We start from the raw sequence: 23,978 nt of genomic DNA, 5'->3' as shown, positions 1-23,978 counted from the left end.
GACAAGCGGAAGCTGATAAGCGCAACAGCCGCTTTGCGAGTACCCCGCATGCGTCAAGATACTCACGGATTCGACGTGCGCGAATGCCAAGGCTTTCGTGAAGCCAGGTTGCTCCCGATTGCGCACACACCGCCACTGCTCCACCAATTGAGCTAACGGCCCGGCCAGCCAGAAAGTCCCCGCTGCCAGGCAATTCTGGCCTGGGTGCTACCCAATATCGATGGTCCGACTAGTGGAGCGCGCCGGTTCCGTTTTCGGCACGGTCAATGTAAGAATGCCGTTGTCAAACTTTGCCAATGCATGGTCTGGATCGGCATTGTCCGGCATCGGAATTCTGCGCACAAAGCTTCCATAGGCTCGCTCCAACCGATAGCATCCGTCCTCCTCGCTGCGCACGTCCTGCTTCTTCTCGCCGCGCAGCACGATTGCCCCTTCCTCGACGCTCACGTTCAAGTCCTCGCGTCCCATCCCGGGCAGTTCCGCAGTTACGCGAAGCACCGGCCCTTCGTCCACGACGTCGATGCGCGGCTGGAAGCGCGACGAACTGAAGTCGCCAAACCATCGTTCAAACGCACCACCGCCTGCAAATGGGTCACGAAAAAATTCCTCCACGGCACGCCACGGTTCACGAAGAGATAGTCGTGGAATGTCAGGCCATGCGGCCCGCCACTCATCCGCGCGCCGACCGTCCGTGTCGTCCGCATCGGATTTGCGGGCGGCTCCGCGAAGGAACTTGAAGGGGTTCCATTTTTTCGGATCAGTGTTCATCATGTGCTCCTTTCCTATCAGCGTCGAAACGGGATTCCGGTCTCCGCACCGCGACTGCTTCGACTCGACAGCCGAAAGGCGGTGGCCGGAGGACAGCATCCAGCTTCTTGCTACTGCTGTCCCCCTCCCCCGGCCGACTTCAGTCGGTACTCACCTCGATGCGGCGCGGTCGCGCTTCGTCGCGGCGCGGTATCGTCAGCTTCAATACGCCGTCCTTCAGATTGGCTTCGATTTTCGACGCATCGAAGTCGGCGCTCATCGAGAACGCCCGCGCGAAGTGAGGCTGCCGGATCTCCGCATGCTGCAGGCGCAGTTCCGCCGGTGTCGGCACCACCGCTTCTGCTTCGATGTACAGGTTGCCATCGTGGACCTTGACGTCCAGCCGCTCCCTGGTCACGCCCGGAAGATCCGCCCACAGCGTGATGCCGTGGCTGTCCTCGAAGATGTCTACCGGCGGTGTCAACGTGATCCGGCGTTGCGACGCATCACCGTCGCGCTGGGCCACCGCCGTTTGGTCCTTTCTGGCGAGTTCAGTCGTGTCGTTCATGATGTCCTCCGTAGTTCTGCCAGCCGCTCACTGAACGGTGATCGCCCGCGGCTTTGACGCCTCGCTTTTGCCGATGCTCACCATCAGGCATCCATTGGTGTACCGCGCGCTGACCTTGCCAGGGTCCGCGTTTTGCGGGAGCTCGACCACGCGCCGGAACGTGCCAGCGAATCGCTCCTGCGCATAGGTGCGCACATCGTCGCCGCGGGTTTCCGGTTGCGAGCTCGCGCGCTCGCCGCTGATGGTCAGCAACCCCTTGTCTAGCGATACGTCGAGCCTGGCCGGATCGACCCCCGGCGCGAACGCGACGATCTCGATCGAGTCGTCGGTCGAACCGATGTTGATCTGCGGGAAGGCGCCAGCGCGGCCTGAACGGATACTGGAAGGGAAGCCGCCGAAGAGGCTCGCCATCTGCCGTTGCAGACGGTCGAACTCACTGAACAGGTCGGTCCCGAAGTAAAGGTCACTCATGATCGTTTCCTCCTTGGATGCAGCACGGAAACGAACCGGCCTACGCGCTCCAGTCCGTCTGCCGGGCTGCGGCAAACAAATCGAAACACGCAGCGCGCCGCATGGCGGGCGCGGCTGCCTGAGCGGAATTTAGAATAGTATGCACGGAGAAAATTTCAAGGTGGGTAGCGCAAGTTCCATGCCCTTAGCCTCGACGCTCGCCCAGCCGGTCGCAGATTCTGATTCCGCGTCCCTAACCGACATTTACGGACGGCTTAGCAAAATCGCGAAGCGACATGCACCGGCCCTGACAAGCTCCTAATCGCTAACGAGCGGCATTCGTGGCACGCCGGTTGCACACTCACGATGCCGCGCATTGCGCGCGGGCATGGTGGCAGTGCCCGGTCGCAACAGTGCGCAGGAGAGGACCACTGCAACCGCGCTCAATCTGCCACCACCGCTCCAAGGATGACGGATGAGTCAAAGTCGGGCCAACACAAGCAGCGCACGGGCCGCGTACGCTGGGACCCGTTCTCACGACGATCACTGCGATGTCGGCCGCACGGAAACGGGCGACACGCGTATGCATCGCAAGATCGCGCTGGTTGCCAGCGCCATCGCCGGGAGTGCCGCCGCCGTGGCGCTGCTCCGCTACTGGGGGCGCCTGCGTCAAACGCCGGAGCTGACTGAGGCAAGCCGGCTCTCTGGAATTCGAGGGCGCTGGGTGCAGGCGGGTCCTTACAGGATGTTCGCGCGGACCGCAAGCCCGACCGACGCCACCGCCACGAATGGATTTGCCGCTCGCCCGCCAGTGATACTCGTCCACGGTCTCGTCGTCTCCAGCCGCTACATGGAACCGCTTGCACTAGCTCTAGCCAGGTGGTTTCCAGTGTTTGCTCCCGATCTACCTGGCTTCGGTGAAAGCGCATTGTGCGGCCGCTGGCTCGATCTGCCCGGTCTCGCCGATGCTTTGCACCTGTGGCTGGTTGCCACCGGGCTCCGACCGGCCGTTCTTGTGGGCAATTCGTTCGGCTGCCAGATCCTGACCGAACTCGCCGCGCGTCATCCCGGCGACGTCAAGGCATTGGTGCTGCAAGGGCCCACCGCGGATCGCCGGGCCCGGCATCTGCCGGTCCAAATCCGGCGCGCCCTGGTCAACGGCCGCCGCGAGCGGCCTCATTCGCCGGCCGCGCCAGGGCGCATCGATTACGCCAAGGCCGGACTGCTGCGCGCGCTGGCCACGATGCGCATCATGATTCGCGATCGCATCGAGAACCGGCTCCCGCTCGTTCGCGCTCCCGTCCTCGTAGTGTGCGGCTCCCGGGACCCTGTGTCGCCGCGCGAGTGGGCCATCGAGGTGACGGCGCGGCTGCGCTGCGCGCAACTGGTCATCATCGACGGCGGCACACACACTCTGAATTATGTGTATCCACACAGTCTTGCGCTGACGATCCGTCAGTTCGTCGACGCGTTACCCGGCGAACCTTCCGGGCGAATGGAGCAGCCATGAGCAGCGCACCGCGAGGAATTGCGCGATTCGATTCGGCCGCCGCGATGGTCGGTGCACTGGGCGCCTGCCTGCACGGCAAGCCTTTTAGCAGCCCGAGCGGGTCACCACTGCTCGACCGCAGCATGCCGCTGATCAATCTCCTGCCTCGGTTCGCTCGCGAATGGGCGTACTCCATCGGCGGCGCAACCGAGGCGATAGGTGAGCGCGCGGCGCGGCGCCTTGACATCGAGACCATAGCGACGTGGCTTGCCGATCGTTATCCGCGCCGCCAGTACCCGGCCGCCTTCGTTGGCTCGTCCAACGGCGCGCTCGTGCATCTGGCCGCCGCCATGGGCGTGCCCTGGCTGCCGCAGACCTTTCTCTGCCCCGTCCGTGCGCCCGGCAGCGATCCCGATGATGCCGCAGCAGGCCTGCGCGACGGCAGACATGCGCGCGAGGCGCTGCTCGCGGCAGACGGACGAATCGCCGTTCACCACATGCACGATCCAAATCAGGACCGGCTCATGTTGCGTACGATGCGCTACTACCGCATCAAGCAGCGCGCGCTGGCACTCGGGTTTCGCGAGTTCCTGCTACGCAGTCTGCCCGCCGGCGCGACGCTGTATGTAGACATATGCACTTTGCAGTGGCCCGTCACGCGTATCGGCGAGCGCGCCTTCTTTCAGTTTGGCGCGGCGGGTGGCGCGACACGCGAGGAATATTTCGGTGGCGGCCCGCGTGTGCGGGAATACCTGGCCCGTTATGGCAGCGCCCGCACCCGCTGGGATCCGCCCTCGCCAGATGCGCCCGCGCCTGAAGCCGAATGGGGCTTCGACATGAGCCTGCTCGACTCTCTGCGTGCCCTCGCGCAGCAGGCCGACTGGCGCCTAGTCGAGTTTCGCTTCGAGGAACCCGAATCGCTGAGCTTTTTCGCGTTCGACACGCTGCGCGAATGGTACTGTGATGAAGGTATCGAGCCGCGGCACCTCGTCGTCGATAGCTTCGTACTGCTCGATCCATACACGACGATGCATCTTGGCGCGTTGCCGTTCTGGCTGGTGTTCTGCACCGAGCCATCGGCGCGAAACCTCACGCGGCTGCTTCAACGGGAAGGCCGTTTCGAACACATTGACCTGATGCTGTTTTCGCACGGAACCGAAGGCGTCGGCGTGGTGCCCGCGCGCGAATGGCAAACGATCATCGCGTCGGCCTCGCCCGACGCGCGTCTGTGCGGCGTCGATGCGAAACGCTTTCCTCGCGACTTTGCCACCTTTGTGCGCTTCGACGAAGCACTCGCTCGACGCGGCAGCGAAAGGCCACGCATGCCCCTACCGGCGCCGCTGAGCGTGCAAGCATTCGACGCCGCCCTGCTGCGTCACGGGAGCCGGTATGGCGTCGCCGCGACGCTGCCACGCGCCGAGCAGGTCTCATGATCGGCGCCACCGCGCTGCTGGCCTGGTTTTGCGGGGCCTGCGCCGCGACATACGGCGCGGCGGCCGCCACACTTTTCTGGATGCAGGGACGCCTGATTTATCCGGGGGAATGGCGGCGGCGTGAGCCGAACGAAGCGGGGCTCGCCGACATGTCGGTAGTCACCGCCACCACAGCGGACGGGCTCGATCTGCATGGCTGGTACAAAGCGCCGGCATCGTCACGACGCTTGACCGTGGTGCTTTTTCACGGCAACGGCGAAGACCTCTCGCAACGCGGGCATATCGCGCGCGCACTGCTCGACTGTGGCTACGGAGTCTACCTCGCCGAGTATCGCGGCTACGGAGGCAATTCCGGCATACCTCACGAAGCGGGCCTTTACGAGGATGGGCGCGCAGCACTTCGCTTCGTCGAGCGTACGAATGCGCGCATCGTTCTACACGGCTATTCGCTCGGCTCCGGCGTGGCGGTGCAACTCGCGGCCGAAGCACAGGCTCCAGGGCGGATCGAAGGCCTGATCCTCGAAGCGCCTTTTACACGGATCGCAGATGTCGCGGCACGGGTCTTCTGGTTCATGCCAGTGGGCCTGCTGGTTCGCGATCAGTATGACAATCTCGCGAAGATCGCGCGGGTGCGGGTGCCCGTCGTGATCTATGGCGGAACAAATGACAACGTGATCCCACCGCAGCATTTCGCCCACCTATATGCGCACACTGCCGCGCCGCGGCGACTATTGATGCTGGAGGGTGCAGATCACACCAATTGCTGGGAACGCGGCGGCGGCGAGACCGTACTGAGACTTCTCGAGGATATCGAAAAGGCTTCGGGGACACGCCGCTAGCAGCACAGGACAGGACCTCGTGCGCTCCTGGGCGGCCCTGCGCGCTCGCCGGCTCGAATAGCTGCGCATTAGTGAGTCCGCTCGAACTCGCCACCGGCGTTCCCGAGCCCACCCCGCAGTCGCCCCGGACGACTCGCTATTCCAGAACACTCTCATTCGATGATGCCCCGCGAGCCTGTTTGCGTGATGTTCAGATTCGTTCCGTCTGGGCAATGCTTCCTGATCCGCCTACGAAGCGGCCGCCTTGCGGCAGCGGTCCTGCCGCGAGAGTGCGCCTCTCGGTGGTCCTGTCCTTCCCGGTATTCCGGGAAGGACCGCTCATGCGTTGTCTGCGAACTGGCCGGTCACGCGGGAACGAACGATGCTTTGGCATCGCTGTGCTCAGCGGGAGCGGGACGGATGAAAAAGCTGCTCGAGATTTCTCTCGGCATTGTGACGAGCGTTGGGGGCTTTCTGGAGATGGGGTCGCTGTCGACGGCGGCGCAAGGAGGCGCCGCGTTCCGTTTCCAGCTGGCTTGGCCGATCGTCGTCGGCACGGTATGCATCGTCTTTCTGACCGAGATGTCGGGACGATTCGCCGCGGTGAGCAGCCATACGATCGCCGACGGAATTCGTGACCGGTTTGGCATCAAATTCTTCCTTTTCCCCTTCGTCACGACGCTCATCGTCAACGCCCTGGTGCTGTCGGCGGAGATCGGAGGCGTCAGTGTATCGCTCGAACTGGCCAGCGGGGTAAGACACGAGTGGTGGGCCTTGCCGGTTGCCGTGCTGGCATGGTTTGTCCTGTGGCGTAGCACGTTCGGGCTGATCGAAAAAGGTATGTCGCTGCTCGGCCTCGTCACCTTGAGCTTTGTCGCGGCAGCAGTCGTGCTCAGGCCCGATTGGCATCAGGTAGCGTTGGGCGCGATGCCTGGCTTGCCGCGTAACGATCCGGCGAACTACTGGTTCACTGTCGTGAGCATTCTCGGCGCGTCGATAACGCCATCACTGTTCCTGTTCTATTCGTCCGGGGCGATCGAGGACAGTTGGGACCGGAGCTATCTTGGCGCGAACCGCGCGATCGCCGCCCTCGGCATGGCGTTTGGCGGCGTCATATCGCTAGCCGTGTTGATCACTGCCGGATGCGTGTTTCGCGCGTACGGCATCACGCGCGTCGACAGCTATCACCAGTTGCCACTGATGCTCGTCGCGGTCTTCGGCTTCTGGGGATTCATTCTGTTCATCGCGTCGCTGTCCTTCGCGTGCTTCGGTGCGACGCTGGAGATCGCGCTCGAGCAGGCGTACTTCTTTGCCCAGGGCTTCGGCTGGAACTGGGGCGAAAACCGCAAGCCGCGCGAGGACCCGGCATTCAGCCTCGTCTACACGTGTGCGCTTGCGGTCAGTGCGATACCGATCGCGGCCGGCATCGACCCGCTCAAGCTAACCGTATTCTCCATGGCTCTGACTGCGCTGAGCTTGCCGCTCACCGTGATTCCGTTCCTGGCGTTGATGAACGATGAGAGCTATCTCGGGCGTCACTGCAACGGCGTATTTTCCAATCTTGTTGTCATCGCGATCGTCGCGCTCAGCTTCGTGCTGGCGATCGTCACAGTGCCACTACAGATACTCGGAGGTGCGTAATGGATCTTGTTCGAGACGTGCTCGATAAACAGCTTGTCGATCGCTATGGTGCGAAGATGGGGCGGGTCGACGGTATCGTCGCCGAATTGCGGCCGGGACGGCCGCCAGAATTGGTTGCGCTCGAGACGGGTTCAGTCGCGATGGCGCGACGCATTGGCGAGCAAGCCGGGCGTCGGGTCGCGCGACTCGCTGGCAAAATCGGCGGCGCGCGTTACGTCGAACCGTACTGGATTCCCTGGAGTCGGGTCCGTCGCTTGGGGGTCGACATCGAGGTGGACCTGGATGCGCGCGATACCCCGCTTGGCAACTGGCAGCGCTGGCTACGCGAGCACGTCGTCGAGCGCATTCCGGGATCGCGATGATGGCGCAGATCAACATCGATCTGATCGTCGGTCGGCAAGTGCTGACGCGAGACGGCTCATCACCAGGCCGCATCGAGGCAATCAAGCTCGTTCAAGACCACGACGCCTGGATGATCAGCGAATTTCACATCGGTCCGAGTGCCTTGGTCGAGCGGCTCGCCGTACGCTGGCTGCCAAGGCTGTTGCGTGACGTGGCGCAGCGCAAGGGGCGCTGGCGGCATCATCGGATTGCGTGGAACCAGATCGACGTGTCCGATCCCAGGCACCCGCGCCTGCTGTGCGATGTGGCTGAGATTCAGGGACTGGCGTAGCCGCTGAAGATATCGACCGGAGGCCGGAACGCGGCACAGAGCGTGCTTCCCGCTTAAGCGATAGAAAAAAGGACGGGGCGCCAAATGGCCGAGTATCTGAGCGCAATCTTCCGCTCTTATCGCGACGCTTCTGACGCACGCCAAGCTCTCGCTGAGTCCGATTTATGTGAGCTGGACGTGTTCGTTTTCTCACTCGCGGCTTCGCCTGGCGCCGCGAAATGGGTGCTCCCGACGCACGAAATGGATCATGCAGAATATGCGGCTCACGGGGAATGGGGGTCGATCGCCGTCAACCGGTTCATCGAGCCGCAAGCCGACTGTTTCGTAGCGAGCATAAGTGAGGACAGGCGTGCCGGCCACGCATTGCTGGTCGCCGCCGATCCGCCGCCAGCACTGCTGGTACAGATCTGCGCAAGGCTGAAAGACTGCGGGGCGTTCGCCCTAAGGCCGCCGGGATCCCGCTGGCGACTTTGCAACTCGCACTGACGTCCGAAGGCCAGCCGCCCTTCTGCTCAAACACATGAAGGGTCGGCTGTGCGCCTTTGTTGTCGCCACCGATAGGAAATGGAAAAAGTGCCTGGAAGTTCTACGGTTTCATCACCACCTTGATGCAGCCGTCTTCCTTCTCCCGAAACACGCGGTACATGTCGGGCCCTTGTTCGAGTGGAACCGTATGGGTGATCACGAACGACGGATCGATATGCCCATCCTGGATCCGCTTCAGCAGATCGTCGGTCCAGCGATTCACGTGCGTCTGCCCCATGCGAAACGTCAAGCCCTTGTTCATTGCGGCGCCGAACGGGATCTTGTCGATCAGGCCGCCGTACACGCCCGGAATCGACAGCACGCCCGCCGGCCGGCACACGTAGATCATTTCGCGCAGCACATGCGGACGGTCCGTTTCCAGCATCACCGCCTGCTTTGCGCGGTCGTAAAGCGCATCGAACGAGCGCGTCGCATGCGATTCCATACCGACCGCGTCGATGCATTTTTCCGGACCCTTGCCGTGCGTTAGTTCCTTCAACCGGTCGAGCACGCTCTCGTCCTCGAAGTTGATCGTGATCGCGCCGACGGCGCGCGCCATGTCGAGGCGCTCGGGAACGCGGTCGATCACGATCACCTGCTTTGCGCCGAGCATGATCGCACTGCGGATCGCGAACTGGCCGACCGGGCCCGCGCCCCAGATCGCGACAGTGTCGGTCGGCTGTATTTCGCATTGCACCGCGGCCTGCCAGCCGGTCGGCAAAATATCGCCAAGAAACAGCACCTGCTCGTCGGTCAGGCCGTCGGGAATCTTGACCGGCGTGACGTCCGCGAACGGCACGCGCACGTATTCGGCCTGCCCGCCCGGATAGCCGCCCGTCAGATGCGAGTAACCGAACAGGCCAGCGGTGGTATGGCCGAACACCTTGTCGGCCATCTCCTTGTTGCGATTCGAACGCTCACACACCGAAAAGAAGCCACGCCGGCACTGATCGCACTCGCCGCAGGCGATCGTAAACGGCACGACTACGCGCTCGCCCACTTTCAGCCTCGCGTTGCCGGAGCCGACTTCGACGACCTCCCCCATGAACTCATGGCCGAGGATGTCGCCCGACTTCATCGACGGCATAAAGCCATCGAACAGATGCAGGTCCGAGCCGCAGATCGCGCAACTGGACACCTTGACGATCGCATCGCGCGGATGCTCGATGACCGGGTCCGGGACGTTGTCGAAGCGGACGTCTTTCTTGCCGTGCCAGCAAAGGGCTCTCATGTCGTGCCTCGTAGTCGATGGGCCCGTCGCGCGGGCCAACAGGGTCGGGATTCGCGGATGCGCGTGCGACGACGCGGCGTGTCGATCGCGCCGACGCCATCGCAAGCGCCACCGTGTAGGAGCAACGGACGTGCCGTCGTCAACCCGGCTGTCCGAACCTATCGCACGACAGCGACGAAAATCATCAACATCCCCATGTCTCGCGCGCGTGGTACAGCCATTGCTGGTCCGGTTTATTCATCAACGGAGTAGTCAACATGGCAGGCGATAACTCTTTCAAGCCCGGCGAGATCGTCAAAACGTCCGGCATCTATTCGGTTGTCCATGACGATGGCAAGGGGACTTTCGAAGTAACGTGCGTGGAAGGAGAGCATTTTCCCCCGACACGCAGCGGCAAAGGAGCTCACTACGAGCTCAAGTACGCAGCGACGCATTCGCACCGGCACGCTGAGCTGAAAGGCACCGAGCAGCGCGGCAGCTAGCGCTTCATGCCCACGGCGCGGCGCATCGCGGCGGTGATTCCCTGCCGCGTGCGCCAGTAGTCTTCCCATGGATCGAACTTCAGGGAACGCTGACGTTCGATCGCCTTGCGCATGGTCCATTCGTCGCCTCGGCCGACCCCCCGCAATTCGTCCCACGACACCGGCATCGAAACTGCCATTCCGGAACGGGCCCTGACCGAGAAAGGGGCAACGGTGCTCGCGCCGCGGCCATTGCGAAGATAGTCGATAAAGATTTTGCCGATGCGGTTTTTAGGACCAAGGACCGCCGAAAAGCGGTCTGGCACCACCCGCGACATGTGACGGGCGACCGCCTGCGCGAACTCCTTTGCTTCACTCCAGGCCTGACGTCGCGTCAACGGCACGACGACATGGAATCCTTTGCCTCCGCTGGTTTTCGGGAATGACCGCAAACCTATCTCGTCGAGCACGACCTTCAGCAGCTCGGCCGCTTCCAGCATTGCGCTCCATGGTAGGTTCGGGTCGGGATCGAGGTCGAAGATGATCCGGTCGGGATGCTCGAGGTCCGGTGCTGCGGCGTTCCAACAGTGCAGTTCGACAACGCCCATCTGGGCGAGACCGATCAGCGCCTCCGGTTTGTTGGCAACTAGCAGCGGCGGATGCCTCGGATGCAATTCGGCAGGCAGTTCTTCGACGCCGGGAATCTGGAACTTTTCGCTGTGTTTCTGGAAGAACAATTCGCCCTTAATTCCGTTTGGCGCGCGAACCAACGCCAACGGCCGGTTATGCAGATGCGGCAACGCCCATTCGGATATCGCAGCGTAGTACTCGACCATGTCGCGCTTGGTGTGCCCGGTCACCTCATCCATGACCCGCTCGGGGTTGGATATCCGGATGCCGCCGATCGTCACGGCTCCTTTCGGCCCTGGACGCTGGCGAGTCGAGCCCATATCGGCCTCGACCGGTTCGTCCGACTCGACGGCGATCATCGGCTCTTCGGTGATCGAGCCCGCGGCCTTGTCTTCCCGGATCGCATGAAAAACCGGATGTCGGACTTCGCCAGCGGGCGTCCATTCGAGGAACGAACACTCGACGACGAGCATCGGCTCCAACCAAAGATAGTCGCGGTTTTTTTCCGGTTTGGGAGGGTTGTAGAACGCTGTTTTGCTAGCGGTGACTGGGCTGGCGCGCCGCAGGAAGGCGTGCGCGGCGCGACTGGACAAGTATGGCTTGACGTTGCCCGCGTAGCGCAGCGACCCATCCTGTTCGTACACGCCGAGCAGCAGGGAATGAACACCTGAGCGCGCACCTTTGGTCCGGGTGAAGCCGCCTACCACGAACTCCTGGCGCAAATTGCATTTGAGCTTGATCCACTCGGTGGATCGTCCGGAGCGGTATGGCGCGTCGCGGCGCTTGCCGATGATCCCTTCGAGCTTCATGCGGCAAGCGGAAGCGACCAGCGACACCGGGTCTTTCGCGAAGTCTTCCGACAATCGCAACACATCGGCGTCCGTTTCATGCATCAATGCGCGAAGAAGCTTGCGACGCTCACGCAACGGGTGTTCACGCAGATCGGTGCCGTTCAGCCAGAGGATATCGAAGACGAACAGGACGATGTCCGCGGTGCTGCGCCGGTCAAAGGCATTCTGAAGCGCATTGAAGTCGGGGCGACCCTCCGCGTCCAACACGACTACCTCGCCGTCGAGCCACACCTCCTCGACTGGCAAAGCCGTGAGTGCGTCGGTCAGACTGGGCATACGTGAAGTCCAATCATGTCCGTTGCGGGTAAAAATCTGGACGGTGCCACGCTCGATGCGGACCATCATCCGATAACCGTCGAACTTGATTTCGTACGACCAGTCGCCGCCTGCCGGTGCGCGATCGACCAGCGTAGCGAGCTGTGGCTCGATCAGAACGGGGAACGTTCCGGGCTCACCCACAGGAGCACGGGCGCGACGGGTCCGCGAGGAGTTCCACCGGCTGCTCATGTGATGAGCCTATTCGGCTTCATTGACGACGGTCAATTCGATCGGCATCGCCACAACTGCGTTCGCGCATTGAACGATCTGGGCCGCGTTGCCTGCCGGTCGGCCAACCAGCCTCTTCACCTCCTGCGGTAAGGAGCATCTTTTCAAAGCAGCACGCGTCGGACTGTTCTACGTATGACCCGTACCGTTGAGCCGCCCTGAAGCCGTTGCGCTCATAAAATCGGATCGCGCGCCTGTTTACCGCGCGAGTCTCGAGGACCAGCCTTTGATAACCGGCGGCTGCCGCGTTGACTTCAAGCTGCTGCAGAATCACTTTACCGACGCCTGAATAATGCGGCCTGCTGTAGATTCTCTTGAGTTCCGCCGTGCGCGAGTCGAAATGCCAGAATGCGCCGCATCCAACCGGTTCCCCGACCAGGGTGCGGGCAACGTAAAACCTTCCATTCGACGAGTGAAAGTCGGCGAGACAAAACCTCGACTGCCCGCCATCGCCTGAAAATACCGCCAGCGTGGCGCTGAGTTCATCAAGCAGGATTTGTCCATCAAGCGAGGCAGGGTCCTCGCGCCGGACGGTTATGGCAATGCATGACTGAGTCATTGGTCCTCCGTTGACGCGCCTTCGGCTTCAGCCTGTTTTCGTTGCATCAGTGGTCATTCCTGAAACCTCATGCGTCCCCGTCGGGATGCAACATGCGACTGACAAAACGAGTGCCCGAGGAATCTGCTCATCGGACATCGCCTCGCTGTGCCTGTTTACTGCGCGCCTGATGCAGCCGTGTCCGACGCGCCTTTAGCGTGTGGGGCTTTCTGTGGGAGTCGGGTTGGCGACCCCGCCGTCGAACCTTTCGACATGGATGTCGAACCACTGGTCGCGCCTGTGTTCGGCGCACTGATTCCCGCACCACCCTGGCCCGCTCCGTTGGCTCCTCCCGCCACGCCAGCACCAGCGCTCGTCCCACCGCCTCCACCGCCTCCACCGCCTCCACCGCCCTGCCCATAGGCCGCGCCGACCGACGCTAGCGCCAATGCAAGACAGACGATTACTGTCTTCGTTGCTTTCATGATTGCCTCCCTTGAATGACCGCAAACTCGCGGCAACGCCGTTGGGCGAATCTGCGCTATACCCGGTGGGGTGCCAGATTTCGCAAGCCGGCATTTCCCGAAGCGCAACGAATATGCCAGACACGCATCATGAGTCGCCGCGCCTCGGGTGCTGCACAACCGCAAACTCCCATCGACGCCCATCCGGGCAGCCAGCAATGGCGTCCTTGCCGCGAGATTGACGACGATATGGAAACGTTGACCGCATGGGGGCGCTATCTGCGCCGCCGAATGATTGAAGTAACACGCGCTAGCGCCGGACAATCGACCTGGTCCACGGGATGCATCGACGCGACGGCAAGGCGGTCGAGCACCGCGCTCGCCTCGGCGAGATGGCAACGGCCCGCTTCTGTCGAGACTTCGAAGCCGCCGGCCGCGACGAATGAACCGGGTGGTCATTCGTCGGACCATCCATGGAGTACTGCGATAGCTGGCTGATTCCGTTCCCGTGGCATTCATATGCCTGGTCCATCCGGTGAGGAACGGGAGTTGCTATGACTAAAACGTCAAGCGTGCATATAACGCGAGCTGCCCGCGATGGGAGGAGGACACATCATGTTGTATTACGCCCTTGTATTTTTCATCATTGCGATCATTGCCGCAGCGTTCGGCTTTGGCGGCATCGCTGCAGGTGCAGCCAGCATCGCAAAAATACTTTTCGTCATATTCGTTGTGATTTTCCTGGTCACGCTCGTGATGGGCCTCATGCGACGGTGACACGAGACATTGCAAACGCGGGCGCCGTTATGTTGGTGCGAAACATCAGAAAACGCCTCTAACGTCAAACACGGGAGCAGCGCGAACACGCCGACTTGCTGGGTGAGACGAGATAACCGTCGACCTCGCGGCAGGGTCACCCCGACTCGCCATGGCGCCTTGCGACGCAGAACATCACCAGGCCAAAAAGACTGCGATGCAGCCATGCCATGAGCCATGCATAGGGTGCTGCCGATCGGCATCGGAACCAGCAGGGCCGAGGACATGAAGTTGCCGAACCGCTGGACGGTGACGTAGCAGCTTGAGGCCGGCCAGGCCGCGTCGCTCCCAAAGCAATCCCCGACGACGACGAGGTCGGTCGCAAACCGACGAGCAATCGAGAGGCTGCGAATAGATGGCTGGTTTCGGTCCGGAAACAGCCCGTCGCGCCGTGTAAAACTTTGTTTGTCGAGTGCGGACACGCGCAATAGTGTTCGATGTCTTCATGGATCAGAAAGCGCGTCTAGCTTCGTCGCAGTTCTAAAGTTCATACCTGGGATGCCGATAAATGGCTTGCCGGTCCCTGATTTCCCGGGATGGCCATTATTCAAAAAGGCGCTGGGCGTCGACGCTCTCAATCCACAGATACACAATCATGAAGACCAAAGCACTTTCAAAGTTCGTGCTCGCCGCGGGTTTTGTCGTCACAACACTGCTCACCGGTTGCACTTCGCTTCCGAAAACCGACCTTGCCGCCAGCAATCGACAAAAGCTCCATACGATCGCCATGTTGGACGTCAAGGAACCGCGCGGAGAGAGCGTGGTCAACTTCGGTGGCGCTGCTGGAGCATTTGGATTGATTGGTGGATTGGTGCAAGCAGGGGTCAACGCCAATCATACGAGTACGTACACGCAGCGTGTGGCGAGCGAAAAAATCGTTTTCGCTCCCGTTGTTGATGATGGCCTTACAGCGCGACTTTCCAATGCCGGCTATCAGATCGTTGCGTTGCACGGCCAGAGCGTCAAGCTCGCAAGCGATGGCAAGTCGGACGACTTCTCAGATATCAAGACCGACGCGGATGCCATCCTGAACGTGTGGATTACTTCCTTTGGCTATGCATCCCCACCGGACACGAGCGACTTCATTCCGTGGGTCGTTATCCGTGCGCGCCTGCTCGATTCCAAGTCCAGGCAGGACATGTACTTTAAGACATTCGCTTGCGGCTGGGACATCAAGGCCAATTCGATTCATATCGAAGCAGACGCCAAATATCGTTATGGCAGCTTCGGCACGCTGACCGACCAGTTCGATCAGTCGGTGACAGGTCTCAAGGATTGCGAACAGGCAGTCGTCGCAGCAATTGGGCAGGATTTGACGAAGCCGCAGTAAGCGGCTGATAGCCGAAGACGCCGGGCCAACTGCAATCAATGCGGCAGGCACTCAGTTTGGAACCAATAGTCGACCAGGCGCTGGGCCGCTTGCAGATCATCCGGGTAGTACGGGTCGTCATTCCACGGCGACGGGTCGTAACCTGCTTTCCTCAAGGCCGCGAGTTCGTTCTGGTGCTGTGCCAAGGTCGGAGGCGCGTTGGTTTTGAGCGCCGCCAGGTCGCGGCACTCCGCCGGGCTGAGATGCCGCCCGGTATATGGCATGCCGCCGACGACACAGCCAGCGAGCAAAAGTACCACGGCAGGAAGCGTCAATCCTGTCTTAAGCGACTTGGTCATAGTACGTGGACTTCCCTTCATTGCATGATAGTACGTCGTCGCGACTGGCGCCTCGTCGCCAGGTCGTTCCTTCATACCGCAGCAACTGGCAAAACGGCCCCGCCACCATCTGAACCGCGCTGGCATCGCGCTCACGTCGTCGAGCGCGCAGCGGCAACTGGCATTGGTCCAGAGGAACGTTGCTTTGTACTCAGTCGCGATTTGCCTGCAACACCGTGAGCGCGGCCATATTGATGATCCGACGAACCGTCGAACTGGACGTCAGTATGTTGACGGGTGCATTGACGCCGAGCAGGAACGGCCCCACAGCAACATTACTTCCTGCCTCCGTCTTCAGCAGGTTATACGCAATATTTGCCGAATCGACATTCGGACAGACCAGCAGATTGGCGGCGCCCTTCAGTCGCGACGTGGGTAAAACACGCTGACGCAGCGCTTCATCCAGCGCGCAATCTCCGTGCATTTCACCGTCGATCTCGATGTCGGGCGCCTGTTCGCTAACGAGTGCCAGTACTTTCCGCATCTTCTCGCCCGATGCAGAACTGCCCGAGCCAAAATTCGAACGCGATAACAACGCAACTTTGGGCGACAGATTCAACCATGCCATTTGCGCTGCGGCCGCAACCGTGAACTCCGCAATCTGTTCCGCCGTGGGGTTGTCGTTGACGTGTGTGTCGACGAGTGCCAGCGTGCGCCTGTCGAGCAGCAGGATATTCACCGCCCCATAAGTTTGTGCGTCGTGTTTCCTGCCGATCACTTCGTCGATGAAGCGCAAATGCTTGTGATAAGCACCGACAGTCCCGCATATCATCCCGTCCGCGTCGCCCAGTCGCACCATCATGGCGCCGATCAGCGTCAGGCGGCGGCGCATTTCAACCCGCGCCATTTCCTTCGTGATCCCATCGCGGCACCGCAGTTCCCAATACGTCGTCCAGTATTGGTGAAAGCGTTCGTCGTTTTCCGGGTTCGTGACCTCGACGTCCTCGCCGAGCTTCAGCCGCAGGCCGAATTTCTCTATTCTCGATAGCAGCACTTCCGGTCGGCCGACCAGAATCGGCCGCGCCAGCTTCTCGTCGACGATCACCTGAACCGCCCTCAGAACACGTTCCTCCTCGCCCTCCGTGAAGACGATGCGCGAGTTCCTACCCTCGCGCACGAATTGCTTCGCGGCGGCGAACAACGGCTTCATGAACGCGCCGGAGTGATAGACGAACTGCTGAAGCTGATCCGCGTAAGCATCGAAATCGGCAATCGGGCGCGTAGCCACGCCGTCCTCCATCGCAGCCCTTGCGACGGCGGGTGCGATGCGCACGATAAGCCGGGAATCGAACGGCTTTGGAATCAGATACTGCGGCCCGAAGGAAAGATCGTACGCACCATACGCGGCCGCGACGGAGTCGTTCGGTTCCTCTTGCGCGAGGCCGGCAATCGCGTGAACGGCGGCCACTTCCATGTTCCGCGTGATGGTGGTCGCACCAACGTCCAGCGCTCCGCGGAACACATAAGGAAAGCACAGGACATTGTTGACCTGATTCGGATAGTCCGAACGGCCCGTCGCGATGACCGCATCATCACGGGCTTCGCGCGCTTTCTCCGGAAAGATCTCCGGCGTGGGATTGGCGAGCGCGAGAATCAGCGGACGCGGCCCCATCTGCTTCACCATTTCCGCCGTCAGCACTCCCCCCACCGAAAGCCCAAGGAATACGTCGGCACCTTCGATGACATCGGACAGCACCCGCGCCGACGTGGCCTGTGCAAAGCGCGCCTTGTCGGGGTCCATCGCGGCCTTGCGTCCTTGATAGACCACACCTTCGATGTCGGTCACCCAGACGTTTTCGCGGGGCAGTCCGAGACCGACCATCAGCTCGAGACACGCGAGCGCCGCGGCACCTGCGCCTGAAGTGACGACCTTCACCTTCGAGATGTCCTTACCCACCACTTTCAGACCGTTGAGAAACGCGGCCGATACGGTGATCGCAGTACCGTGCTGGTCGTCATGGAAAACGGGAATCTTCATACGGTCGCGCAGCTTTTGCTCGACGATAAAGCAATCGGGCGCCTTGATGTCCTCCAGATTGATGCCGCCAAATGTCGCCTCGAGGCTCGCGATGATATCCACGAGCTTGTTGGGATCGCTCTCTGTAATTTCGATGTCGAAGACGTCAATGCCCGCGAACTTCTTGAACAGGACCGCCTTGCCCTCCATCACCGGCTTGGACGCGAGCGCACCGACATTGCCGAGACCCAGCACCGCCGAGCCATTCGTGATCATGCCGACCAGGTTTCCTCGGCTCGTGTAGCGGAACGATTCGCGCAGGTCCGCCGCGATTTCCTCGCATGCGACCGCCACGCCCGGCGTATACGCGAGTGCGAGATCGCGCTGCGTGACGAGCGGTTTGCTTGCGCTCACCGATATCTTGCCCCGCGTAGGAAACTCGTGATACTGCAGGGCTGCCTCGCGTTCGGTCCTGTCCATATGTGCCGTGCTCCTGTGTGTACGCCGGGCCCATCCCGGCTGATCGTCATGGAACACATTCTAGGAACGAGGCATGCGGGGTTTATTTTGTTTTATTATCGGGGCATCACCTTTCGGTTATGGCTGGATTCCCACTATCGTGTCATTCAACACGGATGAAGTGATAAGGCGCTTGAGCGCGCGCCTGAAAATGCGCCATCTCATGTTGCTGCTGCAAATACGGCAACATGGCTCTCTAACACGCGTAGCCGAGCACATGGCGAGCAGTCAGCCAGCCATCACGAATGCCCTCGCTGAACTGGAGGATATGTTCGGGGGCGCGCTGTTCGAGCGTTCGTCGCGCGGCATGATTCCGACGGCGCTCGGCACGACCGCCCTCGCACGCGCCGAGTCGATGCTGCACGATCTCGACCACCTCGCATCCGATGTCGGTGCGCTGATCTCCGGTCACGCAACGCGGTTTCACATTGGCGTGATTTCCTTCATTTCAGGAAAGACTCTGGCGTCGGCAATCCGTCATACGCAGTCGGAGATTTCGCAGCGGCTCACGTTTTCCATCCACGAAGGCACGAGCGAAGGGCTAATGTCCCAATTGCGCGACCATACGCTCGACATCGTGATCGGACGGGCATCGTCGAGCGTCGATCTCGACGACCTTCATTTCGAAGTAATTCATCAGCAAAAACCCCGTCTGATCGCGTCCCGACGCCTCGCTGCCAGACTCTCGCGCAGCGCAATGAACTGGCGAAAACTCGCCGAACTCGACTGGATTCTCGGTGCATCGCAAACCCCGATGCGCGACCAGATATCCGATCTGTTCCTGTACGCCGGCGTTACACCGCCCTTTCCCGTTGTCGAAAGCCTTTCGCCGCGGCTGATTGGCGAGACGGTCGCATTGAACGAGAACGCGGTGTCCATCATGCCCGCAGACATCGCGGAAGAACTGGTACGGATTGCGGGTGTGGCGATTGTCCCCTATGCGTTCGACTGGACCTTGCCACCCGTTGCGCTGTTCACCCGCCCGGGTATTCCGCGCGAGATAGATACGATTTTCGCCGCATCATTGCGTGCGCAATACCAGACCAAGGTAGTGAGCGATCCAGCGTCGCTCGGGTAGCGTTGGTCGCAAGGCGCTGCTTGAGAAACGTGACCATTTTCTATTGCGCCCGCATGATCCTATGCCTAAACCTTCGGGACGAACCAAATGACACTCGACGAAAGTGCACAAGCAGCCGACTGACCCCGACCGCCGAACTGCTGCAGGACGCCGCGCAACGTGCGCTCGCCTATGTTCAGTCTGTGCATGACAGGCCTGTCAACGTTTCTACCCAGGCATTGCAAGGCCTGAACGAATTCCGGCACTCACTGCCAGACGCTGGGCTGGATGCACGTGAAGTCTTGCGCCGCCTCGACGAGGCTGGGTCACCCGCTACCGTCGCGACAACGGGCGGACGGTACTTCGGTTTGGTGATCGGCGGCGCGCTGCCCGCGACCATCGCAGCAAACTGGCTCGCCACTGCCTGGGATCAAAACGCGTGTTTTCGGTGGACTTCGCCGATCGCGGCAACGCTCGAAGACGTCGCGCTACGCTGGATCGGCGACCTGTTCGGCTTGCCGGACGACATTGGAGGAGCCTTCGTTACGGGTGCCTCGATGGCGAACTTTGCGGCGCTGGCGGCAGCACGCCACGCCCTGCTATCCCGCCTGGGCTGGGACGTGGAGGCGAAGGGGCTCTACGGCGCTCCGGAACTCCGCGTAGTCGTCAGTAAAGAGACTCACGTGACCGTCTCCAAGGCGTTGTCGATGTTAGGACTCGGACGCGAGCGGGTCATCGTAGTGCCAACAGATCACCAGGGCCGGATGCGAGTCAGCGAGCTTCCGGAACTGGATGAGCAAACGATCGTGTGCATCCAGGCTGGCAACGTGAATACCGGCGATTTCGATCCGGCGCGCCAGATATGCCGGCTTGCGAGGAAAGCCGGGGCTTGGGTCCATGTTGATGGTGCATTCGGTCTATGGGCGCTTGCAAATCGTCAGTTCGACACTCTGACGGATGGCGTCGCCGAAGCCGACTCCTGGGCGACGGATGGGCATAAATGGCTCAACGTACCGTATGACAATGGCATCGTTCTAGTGCGCAGAGCTGCCACTCTGCGTGCGGCAATGTCGTTGAATGCCGCATACCTGGCAGAGGGCGATGCGACTGACCGAGAACCGTCGCACTACACGCCGGAATCCTCGAGACGAGCGCGTGGTGTGGATATCTGGGCCGCGCTTCTTAACCTGGGCAGAGATGGCGTTGCGGGGCTAGTCGAACGTACCTGCCGCTATGCCCGAATGTTTGCCCAAGGTCTCCAGGCCAGTGGCTTTGAAATCCTGAATCGTGTCGTACTCAATCAGGTGCTCGTCTCATTTGGTACCCCGGAGATGACGCGCGCCGTAATTGACCGTCTTCAAGCCGAGGGGATTTGCTGGTGTGGCGGCACAGTATGGCAGGGCCGCGTCGCCATGCGAATCAGCGTCTCCAGTTGGGCCACCACTGAGACGGATGTGCAGACGAGCCTTCGGGCAATGATTCGCGCCGCGCAAGCAGGTGTGCCGTGACGCCGTGCAGACACTGATCAGCAGCCCGGCTGCGTAACTGCTGACGAAGGGGCGCGACGCATTTCCCGCGTCTATTTGTGGGCTGATTGGTTTAGTTACCAATGGAAGCTATTCATATAGCAGCGGCCCTGCTTGTTCCTTTGCTGTGGGGATTTCAGTATGTCGTCGTAAAAGCGGGGCTCACGGTGCTGCCACCGCTATTCTTCGCTGGGCTGCGATTTGCCGTGATTGCCGCGATTCTCATTCCCTTCGTGGCACGAATCCGCGGCCCCGAGATTTGGCCCATCCTCCTCATCTTTTACACAACTCCAGACCAATACACTCACGCAACCGGTTTCTTGCGACGAGGGTGAGGCCGAGGCCATGCCGACAGCGCAATATCAGCCAGCCGCTTCAATATTGCCCTGCATGCCCCGTCACAGGCTTGCGCCGACATGCCTTGCACAACCGCCTCGTAAAAGCGGGCGAGAGCTTCGGTGTCGGTCTCAGCGGCAAGCTCACCCTCGGCGACGGCACGGTCGAAGCGTGTCTTGACGGCCTGGAACCAGGACTCCCGCCGCTCGGCGACCGTCCGTGCGACGGACTCGCTCTTTTCGGCATATTGAAGAACAGCCGTCGAAATCATGCAGCCGCGCGGCCTTCCCGGGTCGGTAAAGCGTGCCGCGGCGTCGTGCAGGTAGAACGCTATCGCATCGTAGGCCGGCATGTCTCCTTGCAGCGCTTCCAGCCACTGCCCGTTCTCACGCTTGCTGATATGGTCGACCGCCTGTCTGTAAAGCTCCTCCTTCGAGCCGAACGTTGCGTAGAGGGACGGCGGCGGGATACCCATGGCCTCGGTCAGGTCGGCTATCGAGGTGCCCTCGTATCCATGCTCCCAGAACAGCCGCGCGGCGACATCAAGCCCCACGTCGCGCTCCAGCAACCTCGGTCTGCCACGTTTTCGGGCGGGGTAACTCATTTTGTAGCGATTCCTATAAAAAACATTGACAGCGTGTTTCCAGCGTCATTAATATAACGATCACTATTCAATTCGGAAAGGAGTGAATGATGTCTGGAAAGCTTTCAAGCAAAACGGCCATCATAACGGGAAGCTCGCGTGGTATCGGCCGTGCTGGGGCACTGGCCTTCGCGCGAGAAGGAGCCGCGCTCATCGGCGTGCATTACGGCAGCAACGCGGATGCCGCTCACGCCACCGTTCGCGAGATCCAGGCCCTCGGAGCAAAAGCCGTCGCCATCAAAGCGGACTTGACCCGCGGGAAGGAAGCAACGGACAGTATCTGGGAGCAGTTCAAGGCAGCCGCGATTGCCGCCACGGGCGAACCTCGGCTTGACATTCTAGTCAACAACGCCGGCATTGCACCCGGGATTCCCTTGTCCGAGACCAGTGAAGCGACCTTCGACGAGGTCCTGACGGTCAACTTCAAGGCACCGTTCTTTCTGATCCAGGCCGTTGCCGATCATCTCCGCGACAATGGACGAATTATCAACGTTTCGACTGGCTTTACGCGTGTGGCCGCGCCAACGCATCCCGCGTACGCCGCATCGAAGGGTGCCGTTGAGACCCTGACGCTGGCGCTTGCTCCCGAGTTCGGGCGTCGCGGCATCACGGTCAATACGGTCATGCCGGGTGTGACGGACACCGACATGAATGCGGAGTGGCTGACCGTACCGGAGGCGCGCGCCGGCGCGGAGGCCATGTCAGTATTCTCGCGAGTGGGTCGACCTGACGACGTGGCTGACGTGATCACCTTCCTGGCCTCGAATGACGCACGCTGGACTACGGGACAGGTGATCGACGCGACCGGCGGCGCCCGGCTCTAAACATTGATCCCGGGACTAAGCACCGCTTGGGTCTACCGCGATCCCGGCGTCTCCGACGCGAGCCGCCACGTGAGATTCCCGCGAGCACGCATCTCGCATCTCGCGTGGAAATAGTCCGTGAAATAGATGCGAGGTCGTGCAAGCAGGCTGCCCAGAAACTTTCGCTCCTGCAAGTCATATGCGAGGTCGTCAAGGTCCGAGCGCTCTCTGCGCACGCGCACTCCTTCCGCGAGAAACCGGGATCTCGCTGCGCCCAGGACAGCGAGGTCTATGTCGCATGTAAAGCGCTCGTCGAGCTCTTCCGGCGCGCCGGTATGTCGGGTAGCGAGGATCATTGCGCAGATTCGCTCACACATCGCGATGCGATCGCCGGCCGAGCGTCGAAGCCAGTCCGCGCTGCGCCGCTCGTTGTCGCTTGCGCCTGGAACATAGATGATGTCGTGGCACCACAGCGCAAGTTCCACGAGATCAGGATGCGGGATCGCGCTGCGTGCCGCATCGAAATAGCGCAGACAGCGGCGAACGTGACGCAGCGTGTGATAGTGACGAATGGGTTCGCTGTAACGTTGCGCGAGATCGGCATAGACAGCCTCGGCGCGTGCGCCGCCGCAGCGCGTCCATAACTCGACGAAGCGTTCCTGCAAGTGGCTCATCTCTGCTCCTTTGCGCACGTGGCTCACTACGACTGTCCGCCGCTTTCTTCAGCAGGCTGCTCAGAGAAACTCCGCGCGAATGTCGATGCTGGAGCGTCGACCGATATCCGCGTAGTGCCGCGCGAGCCACGCATCGGCCTCGTTGCGGCCGTTGTCGCGCAGTTCGCAGAGAAAGCTCCAATCCGCGTTGTACTTGCTGGACAGGCTGAGCGCGCACATCGCGGCGTCGGAGCGGATCGAATGAATCAGCATTTCCTTCATCTCGTCCCGAGCGAGTTTACCTTGCTGAATCAGATCCGTGACAAATGCAATTGCACGCATCTCGCGCATCAGCGATGAATTGAAGCTGATTTCGCTGATCCGATTCAGAATTCCGGCGGCCGTGACTGGCACGCCGGCGCGTACGAGCGGATTGATGTGGACGATCACCACGTCGCGCGTCTTGCAGTGATAGATCAGCGGATAAATGGCGGGGTTGCCCATATAGCCGCCATCCCAGTAGTGCTGGCCTGCGATCGTCACCGCATGGAACAGCGTCGGCACGCAGGCGGAGGCGAGCACCGCGTCCGCGCAGATGTCCTCACCCGTGAAGATGCGTATCTTGCCCGTCTCCACGTTGGTCGCGCACAGATATAGCAGTATCGGACACCGTTGGCGCAGTGCCGCAAAGTCGACCTGGCGTTCGAGCACTTCGCGCAACGGATTCAGACTGTGCGGATTGAACTGATAGGGAGAAAACACGCGCAACATCATGTCCGCGAACGCATAAAGCGGTGAATGATCGAGACCGAAACTGTGCGAGCCCTTGAGCCACGGCATCCAGCGCAGCACCGTTATCGGCGCACGTCATCGATCGTTCGCGCGTTGCTCGATGG

General features: G+C 61.2%; 24 protein-coding genes and 1 pseudogene. 14 read left to right on the top strand and 11 right to left on the bottom strand.

Going from position 1 to position 23,978, the window contains the following annotated elements:
• Window positions 1-207: 207 nt before the first annotated feature.
• From AB4Y34_RS29245 to AB4Y34_RS29235, 3 genes are all read right to left on the bottom strand, one after another.
• Window positions 208-768: an Hsp20/alpha crystallin family protein gene (locus AB4Y34_RS29245; RefSeq protein WP_176122214.1), complete on the bottom strand. Its 561-nt coding sequence runs from the start codon at window positions 766-768 to the stop codon at window positions 208-210.
• Window positions 769-907: 139 nt separating this feature from the next.
• Window positions 908-1,315 carry an Hsp20/alpha crystallin family protein gene (locus tag AB4Y34_RS29240; RefSeq protein ID WP_176386124.1) on the bottom strand — a complete coding sequence of 136 codons (408 nt, stop codon included), beginning with the start codon at window positions 1,313-1,315 and terminating at the stop codon, window positions 908-910.
• 27 nt (window positions 1,316-1,342) lie between these two features.
• Complete coding sequence (locus AB4Y34_RS29235; RefSeq protein ID WP_368717966.1) at window positions 1,343-1,786, bottom strand: Hsp20/alpha crystallin family protein; 444 nt, start codon at window positions 1,784-1,786, stop codon at window positions 1,343-1,345.
• Window positions 1,787-2,348: 562 nt separating this feature from the next.
• On the opposite strand from AB4Y34_RS29235, the gene AB4Y34_RS29230 reads away from it, so the two are divergent.
• The 7 genes from AB4Y34_RS29230 to AB4Y34_RS29200 all read left to right on the top strand — a co-directional run bounded on the left by AB4Y34_RS29230 (window position 2,349) and on the right by AB4Y34_RS29200 (window position 8,305).
• Window positions 2,349-3,275 (top strand): alpha/beta fold hydrolase, encoded by a 927-nt coding sequence (locus tag AB4Y34_RS29230; protein WP_368717965.1) that lies wholly within the window; start codon window positions 2,349-2,351, stop codon window positions 3,273-3,275.
• Entirely contained in the window at window positions 3,272-4,687 is a 1,416-nt protein-coding gene (locus AB4Y34_RS29225; protein ID WP_368717964.1) for a hypothetical protein, read from the top strand. Before AB4Y34_RS29230 ends, AB4Y34_RS29225 begins: the two co-directional genes overlap by 4 nt.
• A complete protein-coding gene (locus AB4Y34_RS29220; protein ID WP_368717963.1) occupies window positions 4,684-5,526 on the top strand; it encodes an alpha/beta hydrolase in 843 nt (280 codons plus the stop codon). Before AB4Y34_RS29225 ends, AB4Y34_RS29220 begins: the two co-directional genes overlap by 4 nt.
• 399 nt (window positions 5,527-5,925) lie before the next feature.
• Entirely contained in the window at window positions 5,926-7,146 is a 1,221-nt protein-coding gene (locus AB4Y34_RS29215; protein ID WP_176385832.1) for an NRAMP family divalent metal transporter, read from the top strand.
• Entirely contained in the window at window positions 7,146-7,508 is a 363-nt protein-coding gene (locus AB4Y34_RS29210) for a hypothetical protein (protein WP_176385824.1), read from the top strand. Before AB4Y34_RS29215 ends, AB4Y34_RS29210 begins: the two co-directional genes overlap by 1 nt.
• Window positions 7,508-7,819: a hypothetical protein gene (locus AB4Y34_RS29205; protein ID WP_368717962.1), complete on the top strand. Its 312-nt coding sequence runs from the start codon at window positions 7,508-7,510 to the stop codon at window positions 7,817-7,819. Before AB4Y34_RS29210 ends, AB4Y34_RS29205 begins: the two co-directional genes overlap by 1 nt.
• A gap of 84 nt (window positions 7,820-7,903) precedes the next feature.
• Window positions 7,904-8,305: a hypothetical protein gene (locus tag AB4Y34_RS29200; protein WP_176385820.1), complete on the top strand. Its 402-nt coding sequence runs from the start codon at window positions 7,904-7,906 to the stop codon at window positions 8,303-8,305.
• A 100-nt stretch (window positions 8,306-8,405) separates the two neighbouring features.
• On the opposite strand, the gene AB4Y34_RS29195 is transcribed toward AB4Y34_RS29200, so the two are convergent.
• Complete coding sequence (locus tag AB4Y34_RS29195; RefSeq protein ID WP_176385814.1) at window positions 8,406-9,575, bottom strand: zinc-dependent alcohol dehydrogenase; 1,170 nt, start codon at window positions 9,573-9,575, stop codon at window positions 8,406-8,408.
• Between the two features lie 257 nt (window positions 9,576-9,832).
• Here AB4Y34_RS29195 and AB4Y34_RS29190 point away from each other — a divergent pair, with 257 nt between their 5' ends.
• On the top strand, window positions 9,833-10,057 hold the full coding sequence (locus AB4Y34_RS29190; RefSeq protein ID WP_368581456.1) for a hypothetical protein: 225 nt from the start codon (window positions 9,833-9,835) through the stop codon (window positions 10,055-10,057).
• Here AB4Y34_RS29190 and ligD read toward each other — a convergent pair.
• Both ligD and AB4Y34_RS29180 read right to left on the bottom strand, forming a co-directional pair.
• Entirely contained in the window at window positions 10,054-12,024 is a 1,971-nt protein-coding gene (gene ligD / locus AB4Y34_RS29185) for a DNA ligase D (RefSeq protein WP_368717961.1), read from the bottom strand. The genes AB4Y34_RS29190 and ligD overlap by 4 nt on opposite strands.
• Before the next feature lie 19 nt (window positions 12,025-12,043).
• Window positions 12,044-12,622, bottom strand: coding sequence for a GNAT family N-acetyltransferase (locus tag AB4Y34_RS29180; RefSeq protein WP_368717960.1), 579 nt, complete (start codon window positions 12,620-12,622; stop codon window positions 12,044-12,046).
• A gap of 1,058 nt (window positions 12,623-13,680) precedes the next feature.
• On the opposite strand from AB4Y34_RS29180, the gene AB4Y34_RS29175 reads away from it, so the two are divergent.
• Together AB4Y34_RS29175 and AB4Y34_RS29170 are read left to right on the top strand one after the other, a co-directional pair.
• A complete protein-coding gene (locus AB4Y34_RS29175) occupies window positions 13,681-13,842 on the top strand; it encodes a DUF1328 family protein (protein ID WP_176122082.1) in 162 nt (53 codons plus the stop codon).
• Between the two features lie 634 nt (window positions 13,843-14,476).
• Entirely contained in the window at window positions 14,477-15,211 is a 735-nt protein-coding gene (locus AB4Y34_RS29170; RefSeq protein WP_176111102.1) for a hypothetical protein, read from the top strand.
• Between the two features lie 35 nt (window positions 15,212-15,246).
• Here the strand turns inward: AB4Y34_RS29170 and AB4Y34_RS29165 are convergent, their stop codons facing one another.
• The gene (locus tag AB4Y34_RS29165; protein WP_368717959.1) at window positions 15,247-15,549 is read right to left on the bottom strand and encodes a DUF4148 domain-containing protein; all 303 of its coding nucleotides are present in this window, start codon (window positions 15,547-15,549) and stop codon (window positions 15,247-15,249) included.
• A 190-nt stretch (window positions 15,550-15,739) separates the two neighbouring features.
• Window positions 15,740-18,025: an NADP-dependent malic enzyme gene (locus AB4Y34_RS29160; protein WP_368717958.1), complete on the bottom strand. Its 2,286-nt coding sequence runs from the start codon at window positions 18,023-18,025 to the stop codon at window positions 15,740-15,742.
• A gap of 139 nt (window positions 18,026-18,164) precedes the next feature.
• On the opposite strand from AB4Y34_RS29160, the gene AB4Y34_RS29155 reads away from it, so the two are divergent.
• The 3 genes from AB4Y34_RS29155 to AB4Y34_RS29145 all read left to right on the top strand — a co-directional run bounded on the left by AB4Y34_RS29155 (window position 18,165) and on the right by AB4Y34_RS29145 (window position 20,982).
• On the top strand, window positions 18,165-19,142 hold the full coding sequence (locus tag AB4Y34_RS29155; RefSeq protein WP_368717957.1) for a LysR family transcriptional regulator: 978 nt from the start codon (window positions 18,165-18,167) through the stop codon (window positions 19,140-19,142).
• Between the two features lie 29 nt (window positions 19,143-19,171).
• Window positions 19,172-20,629: an aspartate aminotransferase family protein gene (locus tag AB4Y34_RS29150; protein ID WP_368717956.1), complete on the top strand. Its 1,458-nt coding sequence runs from the start codon at window positions 19,172-19,174 to the stop codon at window positions 20,627-20,629.
• A 101-nt stretch (window positions 20,630-20,730) separates the two neighbouring features.
• Complete coding sequence (locus AB4Y34_RS29145) at window positions 20,731-20,982, top strand: EamA family transporter (protein WP_368717955.1); 252 nt, start codon at window positions 20,731-20,733, stop codon at window positions 20,980-20,982.
• Here the strand turns inward: AB4Y34_RS29145 and AB4Y34_RS29140 are convergent.
• A complete protein-coding gene (locus AB4Y34_RS29140; RefSeq protein ID WP_368717954.1) occupies window positions 20,952-21,587 on the bottom strand; it encodes a TetR/AcrR family transcriptional regulator in 636 nt (211 codons plus the stop codon). The two genes, AB4Y34_RS29145 and AB4Y34_RS29140, sit on opposite strands and share 31 nt — an antisense overlap.
• Before the next feature lie 86 nt (window positions 21,588-21,673).
• On the opposite strand from AB4Y34_RS29140, the gene AB4Y34_RS29135 reads away from it, so the two are divergent.
• Window positions 21,674-22,450: an SDR family oxidoreductase gene (locus AB4Y34_RS29135; protein ID WP_368717953.1), complete on the top strand. Its 777-nt coding sequence runs from the start codon at window positions 21,674-21,676 to the stop codon at window positions 22,448-22,450.
• A gap of 32 nt (window positions 22,451-22,482) precedes the next feature.
• Here AB4Y34_RS29135 and AB4Y34_RS29130 read toward each other — a convergent pair whose 3' ends face one another.
• On the bottom strand, window positions 22,483-23,103 hold the full coding sequence (locus AB4Y34_RS29130) for a hypothetical protein (RefSeq protein ID WP_176111125.1): 621 nt from the start codon (window positions 23,101-23,103) through the stop codon (window positions 22,483-22,485).
• A 60-nt stretch (window positions 23,104-23,163) separates the two neighbouring features.
• A pseudogene (locus AB4Y34_RS29125) lies at window positions 23,164-23,931 on the bottom strand (patatin-like phospholipase family protein); the annotation flags it as partial.
• Window positions 23,932-23,978 lie beyond the last annotated feature (47 nt).

The sequence above is a fragment of the Paraburkholderia sp. BR10954 genome, assembly GCF_040965775.1.
Taxonomy (GTDB): Bacteria; Pseudomonadota; Gammaproteobacteria; order Burkholderiales; family Burkholderiaceae; genus Paraburkholderia; species Paraburkholderia youngii.
The sequence above is the reverse complement of the archived record's forward strand: the minus strand, read 5'-3'. Positions and strand labels throughout refer to the sequence as shown.